The organism is Allokutzneria multivorans (assembly GCF_039537405.1).
GTDB classification, from domain to species: Bacteria; Actinomycetota; Actinomycetes; order Mycobacteriales; family Pseudonocardiaceae; genus Allokutzneria; species Allokutzneria multivorans.
In genome coordinates this window covers 322,369-345,964 of the sequence record NZ_BAABAL010000017.1, presented here as the reverse complement: position 1 = coordinate 345,964, position 23,596 = coordinate 322,369, and the positions used below count along the sequence as shown (strand labels likewise).

The following is a 23,596-nucleotide window of genomic DNA, read 5'->3' as shown; positions in this document are numbered from 1 at the left end:
ATGCCCAGCAGTCGACGTCTACGAACCAGGACAGGGGTGAACACGTGGCAGCACCGAACCTCACGTGGGAGCAGGCGCGGGAGCGCGCCGCGCTGCTGAAGGTGGAGTCCTACGACATCTCCTTGGACCTCACCGATGGTGCCGCCGGGCCTGGTGAGACCACCTTCCGCTCCACCACGACGGCCCGCTTCACCTGCTCGGAGCCGGGCGCGTCCACGTGGGTGGACATCGTCGCGGCCGGGGTGCGGCGCGCGGTGCTCAACGGTGTGGAGCTGGACGTCACCGGCTACCGCGAGGAGGACGGCATCGCGTTGCCCGGCCTCGCCGCGACCAACGAGCTGGTCGTGGAGGCGGAATGCCGCTACATGAACACCGGCGAGGGCGTGCACCGCTTCGTCGACCCGGTGGACAAGTCGGTCTACCTGTACACCCAGTTCGAGACGGCGGACGCGAAGCGGATGTTCGCCTGCTTCGACCAGCCGGACCTGAAGTCGGTCTACACGCTCACGGTGACCGCGGCCAACGACTGGCGGGTCATCTCCAACGCGGCGGCCACCGGCACCGAGAGCACCGAACTGGGCGCGGTGACCCACCACTTCCCCACCACCAAGCCGATGTCGACCTACCTCGTCGCGCTGGTGGCCGGTCCCTACGCGGAGTGGCGCGACGTCTACACCGACGACGAGGGAGACATCCCGCTCGGCCTGTACGTGCGCGCCTCGCTGGCCGAGCACATGGACCACGAGCGCCTGTTCACCGAGACCAAGCAGGGCTTCGAGTTCTTCAACAAGGCGTTCGGGGTGCGCTACCCCTTCGGCAAGTACGACCAGTGCTTCGTGCCGGAGTTCAACGCGGGCGCCATGGAGAACGCGGGCTGCGTGACCTTCCGCGACGAGTACATCTTCCGCTCGCGCGTCACCCGCTACGTCTACGAGCGCCGCGCCGAGACCGTGCTGCACGAGATGGCGCACATGTGGTTCGGCGACCTGGTCACCATGCGCTGGTGGGACGACCTGTGGCTGAACGAGTCCTTCGCGACCTGGGCCAGCGTCTACGCGCAGTCCGAGGCCACCGAGTACAAGAGCGCGTGGACCACCTTCGCCAACGTGGAGAAGTCGTGGGCCTACCGGCAGGACATGCTGCCGTCGACGCACCCGATCGCGTGCGAGATCAGCGACGTGGAGGCCGTCGAGGTCAACTTCGACGGCATCACCTACGCGAAGGGCGCCAGCGTCCTCAAGCAGCTCGTCGCGTACGTGGGCATCGAGCACTTCCTCTCCGGCCTGCGGATGTACTTCGACAAGCACGCGTGGGGCAACGCCACGCTCGCCGACCTGCTCAGCTCGCTGGAGCAGGCCTCCGGCCGCGACCTGTCGTGGTGGAGCGCGCAGTGGTTGCAGACCACGGGCATGAACACGCTGCGCCCGCGCTTCGAGGTCGACGCGAGCGACCGGTTCACCTCCTTCGCGGTGCTGCAGAGCGGTGCCAAGCCGGGTGCCGGTGAGCTGCGCACGCACCGCACCGCGATCGGCGTCTACGACCGCGACGAGACCACGGGCAAGCTGGTGCGGATCAACCGCATCGAGCTCGACGTGGACGGCGAGGTCACGGAGGTGCCCGAGCTGGTCGGCACTCCGCGCGGCAAGCTCGTGCTGGTCAACGACGACGACCTGACCTACTGCGCGATGCGCCTGGACCCGGCCTCGCTGGCGACGCTGATCGACAGCATCGGCGACGTCGAGGAGTCCCTGCCGCGCACGCTGTGCTGGTCCGCGGCGTGGGAGATGACCCGCGAGGCCGAGCTGAAGGCCCGCGACTTCATCACCCTGGTGCTCAACGGCATCGACGCGGAGTCCGAGATCGGCGTCGTGATGCGCCTGCTGATGCAGGTCCAGGCGGCGCTGAACTCCTACGCCGACCCGTCGTGGCGCTCCGAGGGCTGGTTCCGCTTCACCTCCAAGCTCTTCGAGCTGGTGGAGACCGCGGAGGAGGGCTCCGACCAGCAGCTGACCTACGTCAACACGCTGTGCGGCTCCGTGCTGCGGCCGGAGCAGACCGAGGTGCTGCGCGGCTGGCTGGACGGCTCCCGCGAGCTGCGCGGGCTCACCGTGGACACCGACCTGCGCTGGCGGCTGCTGCACGCGCTGGTCTCGCACGGCGCCGCCGGTGAGGACGAGATCGAGGCGGAGCTGGCCGCCGACCAGACCGCGACCGGTCAGCGCGCCGCCGAGCGCGCCCGTGCCGCCCGTCCGCTGGCCGAGGCCAAGGCGGAGGCGTGGGAGCGGGCCATGCGCGACGACGAGCTGCCCAACGCGATCAACGAGGCGATCGTCGGCGGCTTCTACCACCCGGCGCAGATCGAGCTGCTCGCGCCGTACGTGCCGCGCTACTTCGCCGAGGTGGCGGAGATGTGGTCGCGCCGCTCCACCGAGCAGGCCCAGCCGTGCGTCGAGGGCCTGTTCCCGAGCTGGGCGATCGAGCAGGCCACGGTGGACGCCGCGGACAAGTGGCTGGAGGGTGAGGCCTCCCCAGCGCTGCGCCGGCTGATCACCGAGGGCCGCGCGGGCGTCGTCCGCGCGCTCCGGGCCCGCGAGTTCGACCGCTCGTAGCCCCTGACGCGACAACGCCCGCCCACTGCGACAGTGGGCGGGCGTTGTGCGTTGAGCGGGATCAGTGCTTGGGGGCGGGGCCCGCCTGGTCGGAGAGCATGCGCAGGGCGCTGACCAGACCGCCGGAGAGGTCGCCCTCCTTGAAGGAGGCGACCATGCTCATGACGGCGAGCTTGCAGCTGCGGTCGGAGATGCGGCGCGAGGACTCCTCGCCGGTCACCACCTCCAGCACGCGCGCGCCCGGGGACACCGCGATCAGCACGGCGTCGGAGGCGCGCGGGCCGATCTGGGCGTGCAGCGACTCGGCGGTCGCCCGGCTGTCCTCGCCGAGCCCGCCGAGGTAGACGCTGAAGTCCAGCCCGGTGAGCCTGCTCGCCAGCGTCAGCGCCTCGTCGAGGGACGCGAGCTGCGACGGCGAGAACGGGACGGTGGGCGGCTGCGGCGACACCATCCTGGCCACCGAGACGCGGCCGCTGATGGTCAGCGCCTCACCGATACCGAGCTCACGGTCGAGCTCCTTCTTGACGACCTCACCAGCTACCACGGGCACCTCCCCGAGCGGTACGAACGGACTGCGCGTCCACGGCGGTGGCACCGGAGGCGGGGCGCGCGCCCACACCGGCCGGGTTGGCCGTCCACCACACCGGCTCGTAGTCCCAGTCCTGCCCCGGGCTGTACCTCGGGGTACGGGCGAACTTGGGCCACAGCGTCAGGAGCGCGATCACGCCGTAGATGGCCAGCGGGATCAGCGCAAAGACGAGGAGGGTCTCCGCGACGTTCACGGCTCGTACTCTAGATGCCCGAAGAGCGCGGGGCGTGGCCAGGTCCACCGGTGCGCAGCAGCGGCCCACCGAGCACCACCGCGGTCGTGGCGACGATCACTGCGGCGCCGAAGAGCACCGTCCCGAGCGTGGTCGCACCCGCGATCGGCCCGGCCAGCGCGGCCCCCACGGGCATCAGCCCCCAGGCGAGCACGCGGTAACCGCTGGAGATCCTGCCCATCAGGTGCCCCGGGGTCAGCCGCTGCCGCCGGGTCGCCGAGAGCACGTTCCAGCAGCCGCTGCCCAGGCCCGTGACGAAGTACGCCACCCACGCCAGCGCGGGCACCACGGCGGCGGCCAGCAGCGCGAAGCCCCCGGCCACGAGCAGCAGCGAGATGATCATCAGCACGCCCTCGCCGACGCGGGCGCCCAGCGCCGGTGTCACTCGCGCGGCGAGCAGGATGCCCAGCGCCATCGTGACCATCAGCGTCGGCACCAGCTCGGGCGCGAAGCCGAGCACCTGGATCGCGAACAGCGCGCTCACCACGTTCACCGCCGCCGCCGACATCGCGCACAGGACGACGGCCAGCACGAGCACGCGCAGCGAGCGATCGGTCAGCAGGTAGCGCACGCCCTCGACGACCTGGCGCACCAACGACTCGCCGTCATGCTTCTCACGGTGCGGGACCACGTCCGGCACCCGTGCGACGTACCAGGCGGCCACTGCGAAGGACACCGCGTCGAGCGCGAAGCACGCGGCGGGCTCCCACACGAACAGCAGGCTCGCCGCGAGCGGGCCGGCCAGGTCGACGCCGATCGTCTCCGCGGTGACGAAACGGCTGTTGGCGCGATCCAGATCCGCAGGCCCGGCGATCTCCACGAGAAGCAGCTGCGAGGCGGAGTCGGCGAAGGTCTCCACGGTCGTCAGCAGGAATGCGAGGAGCGCGAGAACGATCACCGGATCGTTCCCGGTGAACACCACGGCGGCCAGCACGGCGGTCAGCACCGCGCGGATGGCGTAGGCCGTCAGGACGACGGTTCTCGGGCGCCAGCGGTCCACGAGCGCACCGGCTGGGAGCGCGACCAACAGCCACGGCAGCAGCTCGGCCGCGACGACCGCCGAGGCGGCCAGCGGGTCCCCCGTGCTGACCGCGACGTAGAGGGGCAGGGCCGCCGCGCGGACGCCGTCGCCGACGAGGGAGACCGACCAGGCGAGAAAAAGTCTGCGAAAGCCGGGTCCGCGCACGCCGGAGCCCTCTGCCACCTTCTCGTCGGGGCGACTCACCGTGCTCGCGTCCTCCCTGCGGCCCCTCGTCCGGCCGCCCCTCGCCGAAGACCGGCGGACCTGCGGCGATGCCGCATTGTCCGATACCGCCGGAGCGCTCGCGACCGCGTCCTGGGAGCGGTTGCCGAAGATCACTCGACGAGACCACGAGCTGCGGCCGAATGGCCCCGGTCCGGACGGCGGCGAATGGCGGTCAGCTTGGCGGCTTGTTCTCCGAGCGCCGTAGCTCTACTTTTTCACCTATCCGGGTCTTGCATAGAAATCCGATCTCCCCTTATCCGAACGATGATCGCCGGAGGGCACTCATGTTCACGTCCGCCATCACCTCGCAGAGCAACAACGTCACCCGTCCGGGTAAGGGTCTGTTTACCTCAGCGTGCTCTTCGTACCAGGGCGTGCGGATCAGCGCACGCGATGGCGTCAGAATCAGCTCGCAGCGCGACGGCGTGCGCATCAGCTCCCAGTGCGAGGGCGTGCGCATCAGTGCTCGCGAAGGCGTTCGGATCAGCTCGCAGCGCGACGGCGTTCGCATCAGTGCTCGCGAAGGCGTGCGCATCAGCGGCCGCGAGGGCGTGCGCATCAGCCGAGACGGCGTCCGGATCTCGGCTCTCGCGGCAGCGGCTTAGGCTTAAAGCACGTCAGAAGCACTCGTGGCGGACGGGGCTGAGACAGCCCCTCACGCCGCTTCATCGAGGTAGGGCAGCCACAACGGGTCCGCCTCGGAAATGCTCGCGAGCAGCCTCCAGTAGCGACCGCGCGGAGCGCGCGGAACCACTCGGAGCCTCCAGCCCAGCTCGGCCAACTGCTTGTCCGCCTTGCGGTGGTTGCACTTGGCGCAGCAGGCGACGCAGTTCTCCCACGTGTGCGGCCCGCCCCGACTGCGCGGAACCACGTGGTCGATCGTCTCGGCCCTGCTCCCGCAGTACGCGCAGCGGTAGCGGTCGCGGTACATCAACGCGGCCCTCGTCATGGGAACGCGCCCCCGGTAGGGGACGCGCACGAAGGTGCTCAGCCGGATCACCGATGGGACCAGCACCACCTCGCTCGCGGAGTGCAGCACCAGCCCGGCGGGGTCCCCGTGGACGACCTCGGCCTTGCCGCAGATCAGCAGGACGATGGCCCTGCGCAGCGGGAGCGCCGTGAGCGGCTCGTAGGTGGCGTTGAGCAGCAGAACCCGGCGTCTGCCCCAGATCGGCTTACCGTCCGCGGTGGCCTTGTCGACCCCTCGCAGATCACCGGATTCGGCATGGGATGATCTTGTCGCCACCCCTGTCGGACACGGCCTTACCCGGGGTGCCACCCGCAGGGGCGCACCCTTGGTAGTCGGTTGTCGGTCTGGCACGCGACCACCTCCACCGGTTCAGTTCTTAGTCGACCACACAACCGGCCCGGAACGCACGTGTGATTCATGACGTGTCGATGAAGAATCAGCCAATGCCCGCGCCTGGCACGACCTCTGAGCAGGCCAGCGGCGTCGGGCGTGTCGGCGGGAGCCTCTATCGTCGGGGCCGTGACCCACTCGCGACCTCCCGCTCCGCTCACCTCCTACCCCGCCGCCGAGCGCCTCGACCTCGTCGAGGACCTGCACGGCCACCTCGTCGCCGACCCCTACCGCTGGCTTGAGGACGTCACCGACGAGCGCACCACGGACTGGGCCGCCGCCCAGGACGAGCTGGCGAAAGCGCAGCTCACGGCACTGCCGGGCCGGGACCGGATCGCGAGCAGACTCGACGGCCTGATGCGCACCGGCTCGGTGGCCGCGCCGCGCTGGCGCGGTGGCCGGGCCTTCTTCACCAGGCGGCTGCCGGACCAGGAGCACCCGGTGCTCTACGTGCGCGAGGCCGATGGCACCGAGCGCGTGCTGGTGGACGTCACCGCGATGGACCCGACCGGGCTGACCACGCTCGACGGCTGGGCGCCGAGCATCGAGGGCACGCGGCTGTCCTACAAGGTCTCCTCCAGCGGTGACGAGGAGTCGCGGCTGACCGTCATCGACGTGGCCTCCGGTGAGGTGCTGGACGGCCCGATCGACCGGATGCGGTTCAGCGCGATGACCTGGCTGCCCGGCGGCGAGGAGATGATCTACGTGCGGCGGCTGCCGCCGGAGGCGGTCCCGGACGGCGAGGAGCTCTTCCACCGGCGGGTGTGGCGGCACCGCGTCGGCGCGGACACCTCCACCGACGTGCTGCTGCACGGCGACGGCCTCGACATGACCCTCTACTACGGCACCCGGGTATCCGAGGACGGCCGCTGGCTGATCGTCGACGCCACCCCCGGCACCGCGCCGAGGCAGACGGTGTGGCTGGCCGACCTGCACGGCGACGGCGAGCTGCGCAAGATCGTGGACGGCGACGCCGAGGGCGGCTACTGCTCCGCCTGGTTCGAGGACGACAACCGGCTCTACCTGATGACCACGCTGGACTCGCCCCGGTGGCGGCTGTGCGTCGCTGATCCGGAGCACCCCGAGCGGGCGAACTGGACCGAGCTGATCGCCGAGGAGGCCGACTCGGTGCTGGAGGGCGTGCACCGGGTGGCCGCGACCGCCGACCGGCCCGCCCGGCTGCTGGTGCTGCGGACCCGGCACGCGGTCTCCGAGCTGCACCTGCACGACGACGTGACCGGTGAGCACATCAACCAGGTCCAGCTGCCCGGCATGGGTTCGGTGCACGCTCTGTCCACTGTGGACGCTCTGACCGACGTGCACGCCGACGACGTGTGGCTGGGCTGGGCGGACTTCGTCACGCCGCCGTGCGTCTACCGCTTCTCGCTGGCCACCGGCGAGGTCGAGCTGGAGTCCTCGGCGCCCGGCGCCACCACCGCGCCCTCCGTGCACACGAGCCAGCTCACCTACACCTCGAAGGACGGGACCGCCGTCCGGATGTTCGTGATCGCGCCGACCGAGCGCCCGGAGCAGCCGCTCCCCGTGCTGCTCAACGGCTACGGCGGCTTCTCCAACAGCTCCTCGCCCGGGTACCGCGCGGCGGCGCTGGCGTGGGCCGAGGCCGGTGGCGTGTACGCGATCGCCTCGCTGCGCGGTGGCGGCGAGGAGGGCGAGACGTGGCACCAAGCGGGCATGCGGGCGAACAAGCAGAACACCTTCGACGACCTGCACGCCGCGGCCGAGCACCTGATCGCGGGCGGCTGGACGACCTCGGAGCAGCTGTCGATCATGGGCGGCTCCAACGGCGGGCTGCTCGTCGGCGCCGCGCTCACCCAGCGGCCGGAGCTCTACCGCGCGGTGGTCTGCTCGGCGCCGCTGCTGGACATGGTGCGCTACGAGAAGTTCCTCATCGGGCGCACCTGGAACGACGAGTACGGCAGCGCGGACAAGCCCGAGGAGCTGGCCTGGCTGCTGTCCTACTCGCCGTACCACCACGTGCGCGAGGGCGTGCGCTACCCGTCGGTGCTGTTCTCCGTGTTCGAGTCGGACAGCCGTGTCGACCCTTGCCACGCAAGGAAAATGTGCGCCGCGCTACAGCACTCCACCACTGGGTCGGACAGTGATCGCCCGATAGTGTTCCGCCGCGAGACTGAGGTCGGCCACTCAACACGGTCGGTGTCCAGGATGGTCGACCTCCTCACGGACGAGTTGGCGTTCCTGGCCTCGGCCACCGGATTGGACCTGGAGAGTCGGTAAGTGGAGCAGCTCCCCATAGACGTGACCGCGATGACCGACACGGTGCTGGACCCGGGCGCGCTGGTGAAGCAGCTCGGCCAGGTGCAGTGGCACGCGGTGCTGGTGGGCACGGGCCAGGTCCTGCTCATCATCCTGCTGGCGTTCGTGGCCCGGTTCCTCGCGCACCGCGCGATCCGCAAGCTCACCAGCGGCGGCGACGGCAGCGTGCCGAAACTGCTGCGGCCGTTGAAGGAGCGGGCGCCGGAGTCGCTCGGGCCGCTGCTGTCGGAGCGCCGCAAGCAGCGCGCCCAGACCATGGGCTCGGTGCTGCGCTCGGCGTTCTCGATCGTGATCTTCGCCGTGGCGTTCATGATGGTGCTGGGCGTGCTCGGCATCAACCTCACGCCGATCCTGGCCTCGGCCAGCGTGCTCGGCGTCGCGATCGGTTTCGGCGCGCAGAACCTGGTCAAGGACTTCCTGTCCGGCATGTTCATGCTGATGGAGGACCAGTACGGGGTCGGTGACGTCGTCGACCTGGGCGATGCCAGCGGCACCGTCGAGGCGGTCGGCTTGCGCATCACCACGCTGCGGGACGGCAACGGCACGGTCTGGTACGTCCGCAACGGCATCGTGCAGCGGGTGGGCAACTCCACCCAGGGTTTCGCGGTGGCCGTCGTCGACGTGCCGCTGGCCTACACCGTGGACATCAACAAGGCGATCGAGCTGATCGGCACCACCACGGCGGAGGCCACCCAGGTCGCTCCGCTGGCCGACGACGTGCTGGAGGCGCCCGAGGTCCTGGGCGTGGAGAAGGTCACCTCGGAGACCGTCACCGTGCGCGTCACCGTCAAGGTCAGGCCGAGCAGGCAGTGGGCCGTGCAGCGCGCGCTGCGGGCCAAGGTCAAGGCGGCGGTGGACGAGGCGGGCATCGAGGCCCCGCCCGCCACGACCGCCGACTCCTGACACGCTGAAGTCCTGACGCTCTGAAGTCCTGATGCTCACCGCGGCCGGGCGCTCGTCGAAGCGCCCGGCCGCGGCGTGTCAGGATGGGGACGTGGGCACACCCGAGACTTTCTACGAGGCCGTGGGCGGCGAAGAGACCTTCCGGCGCATCGTCGCGCGCTTCTACGCCGAGGTGGCCACCGACCCGCTGCTGCGCCCGATGTACCCGGAGGAGGACCTCGGACCCGCCGAGGACCGCTTCCGGATGTTCCTGATGCAGTACTGGGGCGGGCCGCACGACTACTCCGACCAGCGCGGACACCCCCGGCTGCGGATGCGCCACATGCCGTTCAAGGTCGGGCCGCTCGAACGCGACGCCTGGCTGCGCTGCGCGCGGATCGCGGTGGACGAGGCGGGGCTGTCGGAGGCGCACCGCAAGCAGCTCTGGGACTACCTGGAGATGGCGGCGAACAGCCTGATGAACTCGCCCGTCTGAGCGTCGGGTGTAGGCCACCCGACTGTGAATCGGGGGTGGTTGTCAGTGTCGGATGGCAGGATGGACCCCCGTGCGACCTTCCCCCGAAGCAGCCGCCACGCCGTGGTGGAACAACACCGTGTTCTACCAGGTCTACGTCCGCTCCTTCGCCGACGCGAACGGTGACGGGGTCGGCGACTTGGACGGCATCCGGGCGCGGCTCGGCTACCTGGAACTGCTCGGTGTCGACGCCCTGTGGCTGACCCCGTTCTTCCGCTCGCCGATGGCCGACCACGGCTACGACGTCGCCGACCCGAGGGACGTCGACCCGCTCTTCGGCGACCTGGCCGCCTTCGACCGGTTGGTCGCCGACGCGCACGCCCGGGGCATCAAGGTCACCGTCGACCTCGTGCCCAACCACAGCAGCGACCAGCACGAGTGGTTCCAGGCCGCCCTGCGCGCTGGCCCCGGCAGCCCCGAGCGCGAGCGCTACGTCTTCCGCGAGGGTCGCGGCGCCGACGGCTCGCAGCCGCCGAACAACTGGCCGAGCATCTTCGGCGGGCCCGCGTGGACCCGCGTCGCCGACGGCCAGTGGTACCTGCACCTGTTCGCCCCCGAGCAGCCGGACCTGAACTGGGCCAACCCCGAGGTGGTCGAGGACCTCGACACCACGCTGCGGTTCTGGCTGGACCGCGACGTCGACGGCTTCCGGATCGACGTGGCGCACGGCATGGCCAAGCCCGCAGGTCTGCCGGACGTCGCGGAGGGCTTCGTCGACGGCAGCGGTGTCTTGCACGACAACGCCAACGACCCGCGCTTCGACAACGACGAGGTGCACGAGATCCACCGCCGCATCCGCAAGGTGCTCGACGAGTACCAGGACCGGATGGCCGTCGGCGAGATCTGGGTGAAGGGCGACGAGCGCTTCGCGGCCTACGTCCGCCCCGACGAGCTGCACCTGGGCTTCAACTTCCGCCTGGTGGAGACCGACTTCGACGCGGCGTCCGTGCGCTCGGCGATCGAGCACTCCGTCGCGGCCGTGCGCACCGTCGGCGCGCTGCCGACGTGGACGCTGTCCAACCACGACGTCGTGCGGCACACCACCCGCTACGGCGGCGGCGAGCTGGGCCGGGCGCGGGCGCGCGCGATGGCGCTGGTCGAGCTGGCCCTGCCCGGCGTCGTCTACCTGTACAACGGCGAAGAGCTGGGCCTGCCCAACGTGGACCTGCCGGACTGGGCGTTGCAGGACCCCGTCTGGGAGCGCTCCGGGCACACCGAGCGCGGGCGTGACGGCTGCCGCGTGCCGATGCCGTGGGAGGGCTCCGGGCCGGTGTTCGGCTTCACCTCCGGCGAGAGCACCTGGCTGCCCATGCCGCAGGACTGGGCTCCGCTGACCGTGGAGGCGCAGCTGGAGGACCCGGGTTCGATGCTCTCGCTCTACCGGCAGGCCATCGAGCTGCGGCGCACGCATCCGGGCTTCGCGGGCCAGGACGTCGAGTGGTACGGCGCGCCGGAGGGCTGCTTCGCCTTCAGGCGCGGGTCGGGCGGCCTCATCTGCGCGCTCAACACCTCGCCCGTCGCAGTCCCGCTCCCGCCCGGCGAGGTCATCCTCTCCAGCGCGGAGCTCACCTCCGACGGCCAACTCCCGCCCAACACCGCCGCCTGGCTCGGCTAGGGCGTGTTTCATAGGTCTCGTTCGATGAGAGCCGGGATCGAGGTCGTTCCCGGCAAGACGGCGGGAAGTCCGCGTACCGGTGTTGTACGTGGGCTTTCCGGCGGCGCGGCCAGGGGCGGGCTCGGCCCGGCTATCGCGAACACGGACCTGTGAAACACGCCCTAGTCCCCTTCTCTCGCCTGCCCCTTCTCAGACGAGGAGGGGCAGGAGGGAGTGGCGCCGGCGGACCACGGCGCCGAAGCGCGCGTCCATGCGCAGCCACGAGTCGGTGGCGGTGACGCGGACCTTGTCGCCCTCGTGCCTGCTGGTCAGGAATCCCATGCCGGAGAGCGCGAAGAGGCAGCGCAGCGGGATCTTCACGTCCAGCCCCGAGCCGCTGACCGTGAGCACCGACTGGTCGAGCAGCGACGCGGGCGGTGTGCCGCGCGGACCCGGGTTCTCCTTGGCGACCGCGACGCCCTGGTCGGCCAGGTCGGCGACCATCTCGGCGGGCAGGTCGTCCACGGGCAGCCAGCCCACGGCGGGCGGCAGCGCGGAGCGCCACAGGATGTCCTGCGGCGGCCCGGGATCGACCCGCGCACCACCGACGACGGCGAGCGAGGCCAGCAGTTCGTTGCCGTTGACCGTGAGGTCGCCCGGCTCCACCTGACCGCGAACGGTGCGGGTGACCAGGGTGTCGAACGGGGTCGACGCCCACGCCTCCAGCAGGTGTTCGCCGTCGGCGCTGGGCCGGGTGCGCAGGCGCACCAGGACCCCGGTGTCGAGCCGGACCGCGCGCGCCACGAAGGCGCCGAGGTCGTCGCGCTCGTCCTTGTCGGCGATGAGCAGCTCAGGCATGAACGTCCTCCACCACGTACTCCGCGAGGAACTCGCGCTCTTCCTCGGCGAGCCTGCGCGGCCGCGTCGTCGTCACGTGGAAACCCGCGACGAGCACCTCACCGACCGCAGCGACCCTGTCCTCCTCGGACGGTCCACAGTGGACGGTGTGGCGCATGACGAACGTGGCCGGGCGCAGGTCGCTGACGTCGACCCGGACGCGGACGGGCTTGCCCGTCCAGTCCAGCGGGGCGCGGAAGTCGACGGTCAGCTTCGCGACCACCAGGCCCCGGGCCGGGTCCGAGAACCCGGCCCAGGGCGAGGAGTCGGTGAACAGCATGTGCCCGCGCGCTTCCTCCATCAGCGTCACGATCACCGCGTGGTTGACGTGGCGGTTGAGGTCTATGTCCGCCCAACGCGGGTGGACATGGGTCACGAACGGACTCACTGCTGCTGTTTCCCCTTATCGCACGATGCTGCGGACCTGCCGGGCCGCAACCGACAGCGTAGGCAGGTCGAGCCGCCCGGCTTCCTTGATCTCCTGCATCGCCGCCCGCATCCTGCCGAGCCGGGAGGCGTTGGCCTCCTCCCACTTCGCGATCTTGGAGTCCGCGGAGTCGTCCGGGTCGCTGGTGCGCAGCACGTCCAGGGTGATCGCCCGCATCGTGGAGTACAGGTCGTCCCGCAGCGCCAGCCTGGCCAGCGCGTGCCAGCGGTTGCCCCGCTCCAGCGCGCTCACCGAGACCAGCATCCGGTCGACGTCCAGGTGCTCCGACAGCGCGTAGTACAGCTCCGCCGTCTGGCGCGGGCTGTGCTCGCCGTGCACCAGGCCGCCCTCGCGCTCGGCCAGCTCCGCCACCTCGGTGACGTCGAGCAGGCAGTAGGTGTAGAGCAGCGAGGCGACCCGGCAGGCCAGCTTCTCCGGGACCCCCGAGGCCATCAGCCGGTCGGCGTGCGCCTGCACGGTCTCCAGCTCACGACCGCGCAGCATCTCCATCGCCTTCGGCGCGAGATCGCCGACCACGCGCTGGAAGCGGGTGATGTCGGCGCCGACGGCGAGCGGCTGCGGGCGGTTGGACAGCAGCCACCTGGCCGCGCGGTCGAGCAGGCGCCGCGACTCCAGCACCATGTCGTCGGCCACGTCGGTCGGGATGACGTTGTCCAGCGCCTCGATCTCCCGCCACAGCGACGGCAGGTCGTAGACCTTGGTCACCACCGCGAAGGCGCGCACCGCGTCGGTGGGCGATGCGGTCATCTCCTCGGCGAGGCGGAAGGCGTAGGAGATGCCGCCGCCGTCGACGACCTCGTTGACCAGCAGTGTCGCGATGATCTCGCGGCGCAGCGGGTGCGAGGGGATCGCGTCGCCGAAGCGCTCGCGCAGCGGGTGCGGGAAGTACTCCGGCAACCGGCTCGCGAACGTGCCCAGCTCGGGCAGGTCGCTGGCCAGCACGTCGTCCTTGAGCGCCAGCTTCACGTGCGCCAGCAGCGTGGCCAGCTCCGGCGAGGTCAGCCCCTCGCCCGCCTGCTCCATGGCCTTGAACTGGCCCCTGGTCGGCAGCGCCTCCAGCGCCCGGTCCAGGCCGCGCTTCTTCTCCAGGTCGGTGACCAGGCGCGCGTGCACCGACAGCATCGGCGCGGCGTGCGCGCGGCTGACGCCGAGCACCCCGTTCTGCCGGTAGTTGTCGGTCAGCACCAGGTCCGCGACCTCGTCGGTCATCTGGACCAGCAGCTCATCGCGCTGCGCGCCGTCCAGCTTGCCGTCGGCCACCAGGCGGTCGAGCAGGATCTTGATGTTGACCTCGTGGTCGGAGCAGTCCACCCCGGCGGAGTTGTCCAGCGCGTCGGTGTTGACCTTGCCGCCCGCCTTGGCGAACTCGATCCGGCCGAGCTGGGTCAGCCCCAGGTTGCCGCCCTCGCCGACCACCTTGACCCGCAGCGCGGAGCCGTCGACGCGGACCGCGTCGTTGGCCTTGTCGCCGACCTCGGCGTGGCTCTCGGTGCTGGCCTTGACGTAGGTGCCGATGCCACCGTTCCACAGCAGGTCCACCGGGGAGAGCAGGATCGCCTTGATCAGCTCGGCCGGGGACAGCTTCTCCACGCCCTCGTCGACGCCCAGCGCCGCGCGGACCTGCTCGGAGAGCGGGATGGACTTCGCGGTGCGCGGCCAGACCCCGCCGCCCTCGCTGATCAGACCCCGGTCGTAGTCGTCCCACGAGGAGCGCGGCAGCGCGAACAGCCTGGCGCGCTCGGCGAACCCGCGCGCGGCGTCGGGCTCCGGGTCGATGAAGACGTGCCGGTGGTCGAAGGCCGCGACGAGGCGGATGTGCTCGGAGAGCAGCATGCCGTTGCCGAAGACGTCGCCGGACATGTCACCGACGCCGACGACGGTGAACTCCTGCGTCTGCGTGTCGGTGCCCAGCTCGCGGAAGGCGCGCTTGACGGCCTCCCACGCGCCGCGGGCGGTGATGCCCATGGCCTTGTGGTCGTAGCCGATGGAGCCGCCGGAGGCGAAGGCGTCGCCCAGCCAGAAGCCGTAGCTGGCCGCGACCTCGTTGGCGATGTCGGAGAAGGTCGCCGTGCCCTTGTCCGCCGCGACGACCAGGTAGGTGTCGTCGCCGTCGTGCCGCACCACCTGCGGCGCCGGGACGACGACGTTGCCGTCGGCGGTGGCGCGCAGGTTGTCGGTGAGGTCGAGCAGGCCGGAGATGAACATCCGGTAGCAGGCGATGCCCTCGGCCAGGTTCGCCTCGCGGTCAAGGCCGGGGTCGCCGGTGGGCGTCGGCGGGCGCTTCACCACGAAGCCGCCCTTGGAGCCGACGGGCACGATCACCGCGTTCTTCACGGCCTGCGCCTTGACCAGGCCCAGCACCTCCGTGCGGAAGTCCTCGCGCCGGTCGGACCAGCGCAGACCGCCGCGCGCCACCGGGCCGAAGCGCAGGTGCACGCCCTCGACGCGCGGCGAGTACACGAAGATCTCGAACGCCGGGCGCGGCTGGGGCAGGTCCGGGATGGCCTTCGGCTCCAGCTTGAAGGACAGGTACGGCTTGGCCTCGCCGGCCTCGTCGCGGAAGAAGTAGTTCGTCCGCAGCGTGGCGTTGATCAGGGTGAGGTAGGAGCGCAGGATGCGGTCCGAGTCCAGGCTGGTGACCTCGTCGATCATCCTGGTCACCTCGGCCACCAGGGTGTCGGTCTGCGCTTGGCGGCCCTCGTCGGCCAGCCTCGGGTCGAAGCGGACCTCGAACAGCCGCACCAGCGCCGCGATCACGTCGGTGTGCGCCAGGACGGCGTCCTCGATGTAGTCCTGGCTGTACGGGGTGCGGGCCTGGCGCAGGTACTTGGCGTAGGCGCGCAGCAGCGCGGCCTGCTGCCAGTCCAGCCCGGCGCGCAGCACCAGCGAGTTGAACCGGTCGACCTCGGCCTCACCCCGCCACGCGGCGGCGAAGGCGTCCTGGAAGCGCTTGCGCAGCGCGTCCAGGTTCTCGGTGCCGATCTGCTCCAGCACCGACGGCTCCAGGCGCAGGCCGAAGTCGAAGATCCAGCACTGGGTGCCGTCCTCGCGCATGACCTCGTAGGGGTGCTCGTCGACGACCTCGACGCCCATGCCCTGCAACACCGGCAGCACCTGGGACAGCGTGATCCGGCGACCGGCGAGGTAGAGCTTGAAGCGGCGCTCCCCCGGCTCGGCCTGCTCGGGAACGTAGAAGCACATGTCCGCATCGCCGGGGCCGGAGAGCCGTTGCAGCCTGCGCAGGTCGGAGAGGCCCTCGGTGGCCGGGAAGTCCTCCTTGTAGGACTCCGGGAACATCGTGGCGTAGCGCTGGCCCAGCTCCGTCGCGGACTCGGTGCCCGCGGTGACCGCCGTCTGCTCGGCGAGCACGGCGTCCACCATGAGGTCGTCCCAGCTGCGCGCGGCGTCGGTCAGGCGCTGCTGGATGCTCGCGGTGTCCGGCTCGATGTCGCTCTGCGGGTCCGTGTGCACCATGAAGTGCACGCGCGCCAGGGCCGACTCGCCGATGCGCGCGCTGTACTCCAGGCCGGTGCCGTTCAGCTCCGCGAGCAGCACCTCCTGCATGGCCAGCCGCGAGGTCGTCGTGTAGCGGTCGCGCGGCAGGTAGACCAGGCAGGAGAAGAAGCGGCGGTACGGGTCGCGGCGCAGGAACAGCCGCAGCTTGCGGCGCTCCGCCAGCGCCAGCACCTTCGTGGTGGTCTGGAACAGCGACTCGGGGTCGGTGGAGAACAGCTCGGTGCGCGGGTAGTTCTGGATCACCTCGAGCATCCGCTGCCCCGAGTAGGAGGCCAGCGGGAAGCCCGCGCGGTGGATCACCTGGCGCACGCGGCGCTCCATCACCGGGATGTCGAGCACGTTCTCGTGCAGCGCCGTGGTGGTGAAGACGCCGAGGAAGCGGTGCTCGCCGTTGACCCGGCCGTCGGCGTCGAAGGTCTTCACGCCGACGTAGTACGGGTAGACCGAGCGGTGCACCGTGGACGGCGCGCTGGCCTGCGTGAGCACCAGCAGTTCCTTCGCCAGCGCCTGCGCGGCGGCGTCGGGACCCGCGGTGAAGCTGCGCGCGGCGAGGCTGTCCTGGCGCAGCACGCCCAGCCCGGAGGCGAGGACGGCGCGCAGTGCGGGCTCGTTGTCTGTGGTCTCGTCCTGGACCAGCTCGTAGTGCCGGTAACCGAGGAAGGTGAAGTGCCCGTCGGCCAGCCAGCGCAGCAGGCCGGCGCCGTCGACGACCTCCTCGCTCGGCAGCGGCGGCGGCGCGGTCTCCAGCTGACCGGCCAGCTCAAGGGCGGTGCCCGCCATCTTCGCGCTGTCCTCGACGACCTCGCGGACGTCGTTGAGCACCGACAGCAGGCGCTGTTCCAGGTCGCGGGCGCGCTCGGCGTCGGTGATGTAGTCGACCTCGAGGTGCATCCACGACTCGGCGAGCGCGTCCGCGGGCGGGTCGCTGGGGTCCGCGTCGTCGAGGACCTCCAGCAGGGCGCCGGTGACGTCCCTGCGCACCACCAGGATCGGGTGCACCACCCGCTGAACTTGGACGCCGCTGCGGGTCAGCTCGGCGACGACCGAGTCGACCAGGTAGGGCATGTCGTCGGTGACCAGCTGGACGACGGTGGCCGGGCAGGACCAGCCGTCGTGGGCGCGCTCCGGGTTCAGCGCGCGGACCGCCGGGCGGCCGGGCACCCGGTTCTCGGCGAGCTGGTAGTGCGAGCGGACCGCCCCGACCAGGTCGACGGGCTCGTCCTCGACGACCTCCTCGGCCGGCACGTGCCGGTAGTAGAGGCGGAGCAGCTCGGCGAGGTCGGGAGCGGCGTGCACCGCTCGGTCAAGCAGCTCGTCGCGGACCGACTCGGGACTGCCCGGGGCGTCGTCGACGGGGTTGCGGGTGGACTCGGGACGGGACGTTGCGGTACCCAACGGTTCTCCGGTCGAAGTCATGGTCAGCAGGCTCCACGCGCTCTCCGGCACGCCGCTGTGCCGGGACCTCGCGAGGGTAACTCCCCTAATGCGGTAACCGGGAAGCGGGCACACCCGCTTTCAGACGCGACGAGCGACACACCGTCAGTCGTTCGGGTGACCCCGATCCAGCGCTCACCAGTGCTGGTCAGGCGTGGTGCGGCTCACCCAGGGTGGTGATCCGTCCGGCCCGTCCTCCCAGCCCGTGGGACGGTCGGCCGAGCCGGGTTCGCCGGGACCCGCTGCGACGGCTGGTGGTCGCGGTGCGGCGGCCGGTGGTGGCTCCGGTGGGACCCTGTGCCGGGCAGATGGATCTTGGTGGCCGGACGTGCCCTCACCCGCGCCGAACGGCGCCCAGTGCTCGCCCGTGCCGTACTCGCCCGGCGCCGGCGGTGTGCTCGTCGGACCCGGTGGCAGCCCCATCGGCAGCGACGGCATGGACAGCGGTGCCCGCTGCGTGCGCGCCAGCCAGCCGGTGTCGTAGGCCGGAGTCGAGTGCTCGCCGCCGTGCCTCGGCTCCGGGCGGTGCCGGGGATCCGTGGACGGGTTGAGCTGGCTGGAGGACACGTAGGGCGCGGTCCTGGGCGTGTCCCATTGCTGCGTGCGCTGGTCCTGCGGCTCCGCGCGGCGGTGGCCGGGTTCCTGCGGCCTCAGGAAGGTCGTCTCCTGCGCCTTGTCGCGATGGGCGGCGGCGTGGCCGGTGGGCAGCACCGTCGTGTGCTGTCCGGCGGTGTGCTGGCTGGCGGTGTGCTGGCTGGCGGTGTGCTGGCCGGTCGCGTGGTGCCCAGCGGTGTGCTGGCTGACCGTCTGCTGGCCGGTCGGGTGGTGGCCGGTCGGGTGGTGGCCGGGGCGAGGGACGACCGTGGTCGGCTGGCCGGGCAGCGGCAGCGCGGCGGAGTTGCCCGGGGCGGGCATCAGCGTCGTCGCGGAGTCCGGCGCTCGCACGATCGTCGTCGGCGGCGCGCCGTTGGCCTGCGCCTGCTGTTCGAGCATGCCGTCAAGAGCGATCGCATCGGGCACGACGGTGGTGTTCTGGTTCTCGTGCTTGGTGCTCTCGTAGGCGACCATCGCCTCGGCGAGCAGTTCGGCCAGGCCGATCCCCGCCTTGCGGCGTCGCGACGACGGTCCGCCCGGCGGACGCTTCCGTTCCTGTTCCGGCTGGTCCTGCGCCTGCTCCCCGGACGGCCGCTCGGGTCGTCCGGCGGCCTGATCGGCGGCGTCCTGGTTCGGCTCTGTCGGCTGTTCCCCGGCCGGCTTCGGCTCGGCGACCTCGTCGAGGGTGCGGCGCTGGACGACGCGGTGGATGGCGAGCGAGGGGTTGCTCAGGTGGACGACGGGCTGTTCCGCCGGAGGCTCGCTCGGGCTCCGCCCGCCGCCGTTGTCGGGTTGATCACCGTTGTTGGCATGATCACCGTTGTTGGCGTGGTCACCGTTGTTGGCATGATCACTGTGCGGTTGCTCGCCCTCGGCCTCGGGGCTGTTGGCCCAACTGGCGAACTCGGCGGCGAGTGACCGTCTGCGGACGAAGCGGGACGGCCTGGCGACCGGCGGGTCCTCAGGATCTCCGGAGGGCTCGGAGGCCGGGGGCGCGCCCGCCGCCTGCTCAGGACCGGCCTGGTCAGCGCCCACGCGATCCCGACCGGCCGCGGTTTCCGGGGTGGCGGCGGTTTCCGGGGTGGCCGTGTGATCAGCAGTGGCTGAGTGTTCGGAAGTGGTCGCGTGTTCAGGAGCCACCGCTCGATCCGAGGTGGTCTCACGATCCGGCGCGGCAAGGCGGTTCGGCGCGGCGGCCTGTTCGGGAGCGATCACGCGTGGCGGGGCCACCGCGTGATCCGAAGCGGCCACGTGTCCCGACGCACTCGCCGATTCCGAAGCGGCCACGCGTTCTTCCGGAGCAGCGGCGTGTTCCGCAGTGGCCACGTGTGCTGGGGCAACCGGGTGCGCCGGCGTGGGTTCTTGAACGGTCGCACTCGCCGGAGCGGCGATGTGTCCCGGAGTGGCCGCATGATCCGGAGCGGGCACGTGTTCCTGAGCGCCTGTCATCGCTGAGGCGGCGTGCTCTGGGGCAGCCGTGGGCACGTAGGAGGTGTGCTCGGGGGCTTGTGGCGCGCTTTCGCGGTGAACGACCTCCGGCTGCGGGGGTGTCACCGGGCGAGGCGGCGCGGGGATGGCATCGGGGCCGGGCTCGTCCGGGATGGGCTGCGGCTCCGGCACGTCCGGGATCGGACTGGGTTCGCGGCGCTCGGGGTCCTCGTCGGGCTCCGGCAGCTTCGGCGCGGGAGGCGGCTCGGGGACGGTGTTCGCCGACGGCGCGGCAGCAGGGGCGGCGGTGGGGGCGGGCCACGCGGGGAAGCCGCTCGACCAGCCGTTGCGCGGAGCCTCCTCGGCCGGGGTGGTCTCGGGCCCGTGGGCTAAGGGAACGGGGCGCACGGCGCTCGGCAGCTGAACGTCGCGCGAGGTCAGCATCGGCGGCCAGTCGGCGGGCGCTTCGAGGGCCTCGTGGTCGTCCTCGACGGGCTGCGGGGCGCTCACGGGGAGCCCGACGGAGAAGCTCAGCCCGTCGAAGGAGGAGTCCTGCTCGTCCTCGGAGTCCTCGACCAGGTCGTCGTGTTCCTGTTCCGCGGCGGGGACCTCGACCTGGTGCATCTCGGCGAGGAAATCGTGCGCCATCACGCGGTCGTACGCCGAGGAGTCGTCGTCCTGGGCGGGCGCGGGATCAGCGGGCCGCGCTTCGACGGGCTCGGTCCAGCCGTTGTTGTGCACCGGCCCGGGATCGGACAGCTCCGGCTCGTCCTCGGCTGGGGTCACCGGCAGGCTCTCGGCGCCATCCTTGGACATGGCCATCACCTGCGCGAGGAGTTCGGCCACCGAGTCCTTGCGCGCCTGGTCGGCCTCGGGTTCCGGCTCGCTGAAGCCGGACTGCGCGGACAGTTCCAGCTCGTCCGGCTCCGACCAGCGGTCGCGGTGGTAGGAGTCGACGACCGGCTCCGGCAGTGCGTCCGGCTCGGCGGCCAAGCGCACGTCGGTGATCTCCACCAGCTCGTCGTCGAGGTCGGTGGTGTCCGCCTCGGCCTCCGGCGCCGCGGTGTGCGAGTCCGGCAGCGCGGTGAAGCCCACCACCGAGGGCAGCAGGCCGCTCGGCAGGTCGTACTCGTCGTCCGTCTCCGACTCGATCCCGTGCGCCGCAAGGGTTTCCAAGTCCTCGGCGGAGAACGAGGTCTCCGGCTCGGGGTGGTCGGAGCCGTCGGCGAACCCGTCCGCGGCGAGCCGGGCTTCCGGGCGGCTGACCTCGATGTGACCGAACTCGATGTGACCGTCTTCGGTGTGCCCGTCTTCGGTGATCACCGGGAACTGCGTGGTCGGCGCCTCGAAGAACGCGGGCTCCGGCGACTCGTCGAGCGCCGGATCCTCGTCTGCGACGGCCTCGTCCTCGAACTCGTCGACGACGTCGCGGCGCGACTCAGGGGCGGGGTCGATGACCGACCAGGAGCTGTCGTCGTCCTCCGCTTCATGTGAGTCCTCAAGGCGATAGCCGAAGTCCTCGGGCACCACACCGCTCGGCAGCGGGGTGATCGCGACGGGTTCGGCCAGCTCGTCCTCGACCGGTTCGGGCCGGTCTTGGACGAACCGGTGACTGGTGGCGTGGACCTCGCGAACCGGTTCTTCCTGGACGGGTTCGTCCAGGCGCGGGTCGCCCAGGAACGGCGCGTCCAGCAGCGGGTCGGCCTCGAAGGAGTCGTCGGTCAGGTAGTCGTCCGTCGGGTGCCTGTCGGCCGGGTGGCTGTCGGCCGGTTGTTCGGCGGAGTGCGGGTCTTCGAAGTGCGAGTCGACGAACGGCGGCTCGATCGGCGGCTCTTCAGCGGCGAGCGGTTCGACGGGCACCGGTTCGATGAACAACGGCTCGACGGGCGCTTGGTTGACGAACGGCGGCTCGTCGTCGAAACCGATGGCGGTGTCGAAGTCCGCGCTGAGGTCGGCACCGAAGCTGCGGTCGAGTTCGGCGCCGACATCCACGTGCCCGAAATCCGCGACAGTGCCGAAGTCGGAACTGGAGTTCACGTCCGCGACGGTGCCGAAGTCGGAGCTGGCACTGAGGTCCGCGCGGGAGTCGAAGTCGGCGCGGGAGTCGAAGTCAGTGCTGGGGCTGACCTCCGTGCTGGGGCCGAAATCAACGCTGGAGCTGAGAGTTGTGCCGGGGTCGAGGTCAGCGACCACGCTGAAATCCTCAGTAGGACTGAAGTCCGCGGTGGGACCGAAATCCGCAGCAGAGCGGTGGTCCGCGCTGGGAGTGAGATCCGCGCTGGAGCTGAAGTGCCTGCTGGCGGCGAAGTCGGCGACGGTGTCGGGCACGGCGACCGGCGCGGGGCGCTTGGCCTCGGCGAGCGCACGGTCCGCCTGGCTGAACAGGTCCTCGGGGTGGGCGCCGGGACGGTGCTCGACGATGCCCGCGTTGACGGTGACCGGGAACCCGATGGCCGAGCGCAGCTCCGCGACCCAGCGCTCCGCCTCGTCCCGGGTGGTGCCGGGCAGCAGCACGGCGAGCTCGTCGCCGTCCACCCTGGCCAGGGTGGCCTCGCCGGGCACGCTGCTGCGCACGCGCTCCACCAGCGAGTTGAGCATCTCCTCCGGCCGGGGCTCGGCGTCAGCGGGGTCGGAGGCTCCGAGGTCGAGCAGCACCAGTGCGAGCGTGCCCGCCGTGGCGCCGTCGTTGACCACCGCGTCCAGCCTGCGGCGGAACCCGCTCTGGCTGAGCAGGCCGGGCACCACGTCCATGTCGATCTCGGCGGACCCGCGCTCGACGTCGCGGCGGACCCTGCCCCGGCGCAGCGTGGCCGCGACCTGGTCGCGCAGGGAGGTGCCGGTGTCAGCGGCGTCGTGACCGGGCGCCTGGATGCTGCTGAGCCGCTCGATCAGCATCATCCGCACGCCGTGCACCGCGCGCTGGCGGCGGCGTTCAGCGGCGTGCGCGTCGCGCAGGCAGCCGAGCGCCTCGGTCAGCTCGCCGGTCAGCTCGTAGACGTGCGCCAGCGACTGGAGGCTCTGCGTGAGCAGCGCCTCCGAACGGTGCCTGCGGGCGAGGTGAGCGGTGCCGCGCAACAACTCCGCGGCCGTCTCGACGTTGCCCTTGGGCAGGTGCAACCGCGTGGCGAGGGCGAGCTTGAGCCAGCCGACGCTGTTCGCCAGCGGGGAGCGCACGGGGCGCTCCATGAAGTCCAGCGCGATCCGCTCGGCCTCGCGGCCCCGGTCCAGGTCGAAGAGCGCGCAGACCTGTTGCAGGACAAGCCTTCCGCCGGCGTAGCCGCTGTCGGCGGCCGGATCGGAGAGCTCGGAGAGCATGGCGATGCCCTCCTCCGCGGCGTGCACCGCGGCGGGCAGGTCGCCCCAGCGGCGGTGGTTGCCCGCGGCCGCCGCGCGCAGCAGGGACCGCAGGATGACCACGGTATCGGCTTCGAGCTGCCGATCCTGCTGGTAGAGCTGGTCGGCGTCGCTGAGGGCGTCGGTCAGCTCGGGCACGCTGCCGAGCCTCGCCAGGCAGTCCACGAGCTGGACCATCGCCGCGCCGCGCAGACCGGACGGAGCGTCACCCGCCTCCAGCAGCGGGCGCAGCAGGGCGAAACCGGTGAGCGGCGTGCCGACCACCCTGGCGGAGTTCGCCAGTTCGATCCGCAGCCGCCAGCCCAGCTCGACCTCGCCGACCGCCTCCGCCGCGGCCATGGCGGCGACGGCGCGCTCGGCGACGGCGACACCCTGGCCGAGCCGGTTCAGCGCGAACAGGGCCAGCATCTCGCCGCGCAGCCGGGCCCACTCGTCGGAGTGGGCGAGCGCGATCTCCGCTGCGCGCTCGCCCAGCACCAGCGTCAGCTCGGGCGCGCGCCAGCGAAGCCGCCAGGCGGAGGTGACCAGCAACCCCGCCTCGCCGCTTCCCTGGTTCGCTCCACCAGCCGCCACGATCGTCAGT

General features: G+C 71.3%; 15 protein-coding genes. 7 read left to right on the top strand and 8 right to left on the bottom strand.

Features of this window, described 5'->3' with window-relative positions; translation table 11 throughout:
- Positions 1-44: 44 nt before the first annotated feature.
- Positions 45-2,609: an aminopeptidase N gene (pepN, locus tag ABD798_RS22545; protein WP_344877961.1), complete on the top strand. Its 2,565-nt coding sequence runs from the start codon at positions 45-47 to the stop codon at positions 2,607-2,609.
- A gap of 61 nt (positions 2,610-2,670) precedes the next feature.
- On the opposite strand, the gene ABD798_RS22540 is transcribed toward pepN, so the two are convergent.
- The 3 genes from ABD798_RS22540 to ABD798_RS22530 are packed head-to-tail and all read right to left on the bottom strand — an operon-like array spanning position 2,671 to position 4,655.
- Positions 2,671-3,153: a DUF5130 family protein gene (locus tag ABD798_RS22540; RefSeq protein ID WP_344877959.1), complete on the bottom strand. Its 483-nt coding sequence runs from the start codon at positions 3,151-3,153 to the stop codon at positions 2,671-2,673.
- Positions 3,140-3,391, bottom strand: coding sequence for an aa3-type cytochrome oxidase subunit CtaJ (ctaJ, locus tag ABD798_RS22535; RefSeq protein WP_344877957.1), 252 nt, complete (start codon positions 3,389-3,391; stop codon positions 3,140-3,142). Before ctaJ ends, ABD798_RS22540 begins: the two co-directional genes overlap by 14 nt.
- Before the next feature lie 10 nt (positions 3,392-3,401).
- Positions 3,402-4,655 (bottom strand): MFS transporter, encoded by a 1,254-nt coding sequence (locus ABD798_RS22530; protein WP_344877955.1) that lies wholly within the window; start codon positions 4,653-4,655, stop codon positions 3,402-3,404.
- A gap of 305 nt (positions 4,656-4,960) precedes the next feature.
- Here ABD798_RS22530 and ABD798_RS22525 point away from each other — a divergent pair, with 305 nt between their 5' ends.
- Positions 4,961-5,281, top strand: a complete 321-nt coding sequence (locus ABD798_RS22525; RefSeq protein WP_344877953.1) for a DUF2345 domain-containing protein — start codon at positions 4,961-4,963, stop codon at positions 5,279-5,281.
- 50 nt (positions 5,282-5,331) lie between these two features.
- Here the strand turns inward: ABD798_RS22525 and ABD798_RS22520 are convergent, their stop codons facing one another.
- Positions 5,332-5,997: an HNH endonuclease gene (locus ABD798_RS22520; protein WP_425549253.1), complete on the bottom strand. Its 666-nt coding sequence runs from the start codon at positions 5,995-5,997 to the stop codon at positions 5,332-5,334.
- Positions 5,998-6,165: 168 nt separating this feature from the next.
- Here ABD798_RS22520 and ABD798_RS22515 point away from each other — a divergent pair, with 168 nt between their 5' ends.
- The 5 genes from ABD798_RS22515 (at position 6,166) to ABD798_RS22495 (ending at position 11,516) form a co-directional block, all read left to right on the top strand.
- Positions 6,166-8,292, top strand: a complete 2,127-nt coding sequence (locus ABD798_RS22515; protein WP_344877951.1) for a prolyl oligopeptidase family serine peptidase — start codon at positions 6,166-6,168, stop codon at positions 8,290-8,292.
- Complete coding sequence (locus tag ABD798_RS22510) at positions 8,293-9,234, top strand: mechanosensitive ion channel family protein (protein WP_344877949.1); 942 nt, start codon at positions 8,293-8,295, stop codon at positions 9,232-9,234. It begins immediately after the preceding gene.
- 91 nt (positions 9,235-9,325) lie between these two features.
- Complete coding sequence (locus ABD798_RS22505) at positions 9,326-9,709, top strand: globin (RefSeq protein ID WP_344877947.1); 384 nt, start codon at positions 9,326-9,328, stop codon at positions 9,707-9,709.
- A 70-nt stretch (positions 9,710-9,779) separates the two neighbouring features.
- Positions 9,780-11,363 (top strand): glycoside hydrolase family 13 protein, encoded by a 1,584-nt coding sequence (locus ABD798_RS22500; protein ID WP_344877945.1) that lies wholly within the window; start codon positions 9,780-9,782, stop codon positions 11,361-11,363.
- A gap of 24 nt (positions 11,364-11,387) precedes the next feature.
- A complete protein-coding gene (locus ABD798_RS22495) occupies positions 11,388-11,516 on the top strand; it encodes a hypothetical protein (RefSeq protein WP_344877944.1) in 129 nt (42 codons plus the stop codon).
- Between the two features lie 36 nt (positions 11,517-11,552).
- Here the strand turns inward: ABD798_RS22495 and ABD798_RS22490 are convergent, their stop codons facing one another.
- From ABD798_RS22490 to ABD798_RS22475, 4 genes are all read right to left on the bottom strand, one after another.
- Positions 11,553-12,200 (bottom strand): DUF8185 domain-containing protein, encoded by a 648-nt coding sequence (locus ABD798_RS22490; RefSeq protein WP_344877942.1) that lies wholly within the window; start codon positions 12,198-12,200, stop codon positions 11,553-11,555.
- Positions 12,193-12,615 (bottom strand): acyl-CoA thioesterase, encoded by a 423-nt coding sequence (locus ABD798_RS22485; RefSeq protein ID WP_344877940.1) that lies wholly within the window; start codon positions 12,613-12,615, stop codon positions 12,193-12,195. Before ABD798_RS22485 ends, ABD798_RS22490 begins: the two co-directional genes overlap by 8 nt.
- A gap of 27 nt (positions 12,616-12,642) precedes the next feature.
- A complete protein-coding gene (locus ABD798_RS22480; RefSeq protein ID WP_344877938.1) occupies positions 12,643-17,619 on the bottom strand; it encodes an NAD-glutamate dehydrogenase in 4,977 nt (1,658 codons plus the stop codon).
- Positions 17,620-17,772: 153 nt separating this feature from the next.
- The gene (locus ABD798_RS22475; RefSeq protein ID WP_344877936.1) at positions 17,773-23,586 is read right to left on the bottom strand and encodes a diguanylate cyclase domain-containing protein; all 5,814 of its coding nucleotides are present in this window, start codon (positions 23,584-23,586) and stop codon (positions 17,773-17,775) included.
- Positions 23,587-23,596: the final 10 nt, after the last annotated feature.